The organism is Humidesulfovibrio sp., assembly GCF_035560995.1.
Lineage (GTDB): Bacteria > Desulfobacterota > Desulfovibrionia > Desulfovibrionales > Desulfovibrionaceae > Humidesulfovibrio.
In genome coordinates, this window is record NZ_DATMYK010000149.1 from 1 (window position 1) to 2,429 (window position 2,429).

Consider the following 2,429-nt stretch of genomic DNA (forward strand, 5'->3'; position numbering starts at 1 on the left):
CCCCAGAGCAGGCGCACGGCGTCGCCCCGGCGCAGGCCCAAGGCTTCGGCGGCTGACGCCTGATTGGCCGCAAGCTCCAGGAAGCCCTGGCTGCCCGCCAAGAGGCCTATCTCGCCCTGCCCCAGCTCCGCGTAGGTGCGCACGGGCAGGATGCCCCGGCGCTGGCCCCAGGGCATGCGCAGCCAGGTGGGCGGCTTGGGCGGCGCGAAATTGGCCCGCAGGGAGAGCAGGCAGTTGCCGTAGCGGTCCACGTGCAGCACGCGGGCGTCCACGCCCAGCGGTCCGCAGGAGGGGTCGGCCCAGGCCGGGCGCTCGATGTCCGCGCGGTCCATGGGCTGGCCCATGCAGATCAGGCTTTCGCCGTGGGCCAGGCGCGCGGCCAGTGGCGCGAACACGTCGCGGCCGTGGAAGGTGGCCGAGGCCTCGTAGCCCTCGGCGGCTGGGGAAAGATCGTACACCTTGGCCGGGGCCAGGCCGGGGGTGAAGAGCAGCAGCCCCAGCAGGCCGTTGTCCGGCGCCAGGAAGTCCTGCCCGCCCGCCTCGGTCTCCACGTGGGCGCCGATGACCCGCCGCGTGGAGCCCACGCCCGGATCCACCACGCACACGAACACGGCGTCGGGCGGGAAGTGGGGCGCGCTGGCCGCCAGGAAAAACGCCGCCTGATCCACGGCAAAGGGCTCCACCTGATGGGTGATGTCCAGAATGGCCGAGCCCGGCGCGCGCCGCGCGAGCGATGCCCGCAGCTGGCCCGCGTAGGGGTCGGAGAGGCCGAAGTCCGAAAGCAGGGCAAGGGGGCGCATCAATACTCCTTCCGTCCGGAGAAGCCCTGGCCGAGCACGTTGAAGCCCGAGCCCATGATGAGGAAGGCCGCCGGGTCGATCTCGTACACCAGCTCCTCCAGCCGCTTCATCTCCAGGTTGTTCAGCATGATGAGCACCACGGGCTTTTCCTCTCCGCTCCAGCCGCCCCGGCCGGAGAGCACCGTGGCTCCGCGTCCCAGGCGGTGCAGCACGGCCTGCACCACGGCGTCGGGCTGGCTGGAGATGACAAGGGCCATGCGGCGTTCGCTGAACATGGACAGGCAGGCGTCCGTCACCCAGCCCACCAGGAAGTTCATGGCCACGGAGTAGAGCACGGCCTCCATCTTCATGGTGGCGAAGCCCAGGGCGAACACGCCCACGTTGAACAGGAACTCGAAGCGGCCGATGGGCATGCCCAGGCGTTCGCGCACGGCCACGGCCAGGATATCCGCGCCGCCGGTGGAGCCCATGGACCGGAGGGCCACGCCGATGCCCGCGCCAAGGGTCACGCCGCAGGCGATGACCGCGAGCCAGGGATCGGCCACGGGCAGCACGTAGGTCAGGCGCTCAATGAGCACGCTGGTGGCGGCCATGCCGTACAGGCTGTAGAGCACGAAGCGGCGGCTGACCATGCGCCAGCCGAGGATCATGATGGGCACGTTGAGCAGGAAGTACCAGGCGCCGGTATCCAGCGCGGGGATGACGTAATAGCCGAGCAACGCCAGGCCGGAAACGCCGCCCGCAAGCAGTCCGTGGGGCACGGCCACGCATTTGATGGCAAAGGCCACAAGCAGAGACCCCGTGGTGAGCAGGAACAGGTTCCAGGGAACCGTGAAGGCATAGCGCCGCAGGCGGCCGCCCAGGCTCATGGAGCTGGCGGAGCGCGCGGAACTGTCTGGCTGGGCGGGACGGGCTGCTGTCATGGATTCACCTGGGGGAGCATCCTACAGGATTCCCCGGGCCAGGGAAAGGGCCGGGCGCGCCCCTCCCGCCGTCCGCTGGTCTCGCCGTGCGGAAGCGTGGCGGGCGCGGGGCAACACAAAACCGCGGGGCGCGGGAATACGCTCCGGGGCTCTCTCAATGGGGGGCTTGGCGCCGGCTGGCGCGGACTACAGGCTGTGCAGAAGGCGCGAAACGCTCAGGCACTCCGCATGGTAGGCGCAAGCGCCCTGGTCGCAGTAACCTTCCCCGGCGCGGCCGAAGCAGTCGAAGTGGCCTTCGCCGCGCTGCTCCAGGCGCACGGATTCCACGCGTGCCAGCATGGCCTCGCGGCCGCTCATGCGCGCAGTCTTGGCCGGAACCTTGGCCGGGACCTTCACGGCCACGCTCTTGGCCGCGACCACAGCCACGGCCTTGCCCGGAACCTTGGCCGCTGCCTTGGCGGGGGCCTTCGCCGCGGGCTTTGCAGCCGGCTTGGAAACGGGCTTGGACACAGCCTTGGCCGCTGCCTTGGACACAGCCGTGGGGGCGGTCTTTCGGGCGCTGGTGCTCATGGTCTTCAACTCCTTTCTTTCCTGGCGCGAACGGGATTTCAACATCTGAATACCTCATCCGCCAGAGGATGCAAGGGGCTTTCCACGCCAGAGCCGTTTGAAACGTCCCCGCCGCCCGCCCGTGCCGAGCCCGCGC

At 69.8% G+C, this 2,429-nt stretch carries 3 protein-coding genes; all 3 read right to left on the bottom strand.

Annotation, left to right across the window (positions count from 1 at the left end):
- Positions 1 to 800, bottom strand: an 800-nt coding sequence (locus VN419_RS05910; RefSeq protein WP_325645441.1) for an SAM-dependent chlorinase/fluorinase, incomplete at its 3' end; no start/stop codon positions are given.
- Entirely contained in the window at positions 800 to 1,723 is a 924-nt protein-coding gene (locus tag VN419_RS05915) for a YitT family protein (protein ID WP_325645443.1), read from the bottom strand. The genes VN419_RS05910 and VN419_RS05915, both read right to left, overlap by 1 nt.
- Before the next feature lie 186 nt (positions 1,724 to 1,909).
- On the bottom strand, positions 1,910 to 2,293 hold the full coding sequence (locus tag VN419_RS05920; protein ID WP_325645445.1) for a hypothetical protein: 384 nt from the start codon (positions 2,291 to 2,293) through the stop codon (positions 1,910 to 1,912).
- Between the last annotated feature and the right edge of the window lie 136 nt (positions 2,294 to 2,429).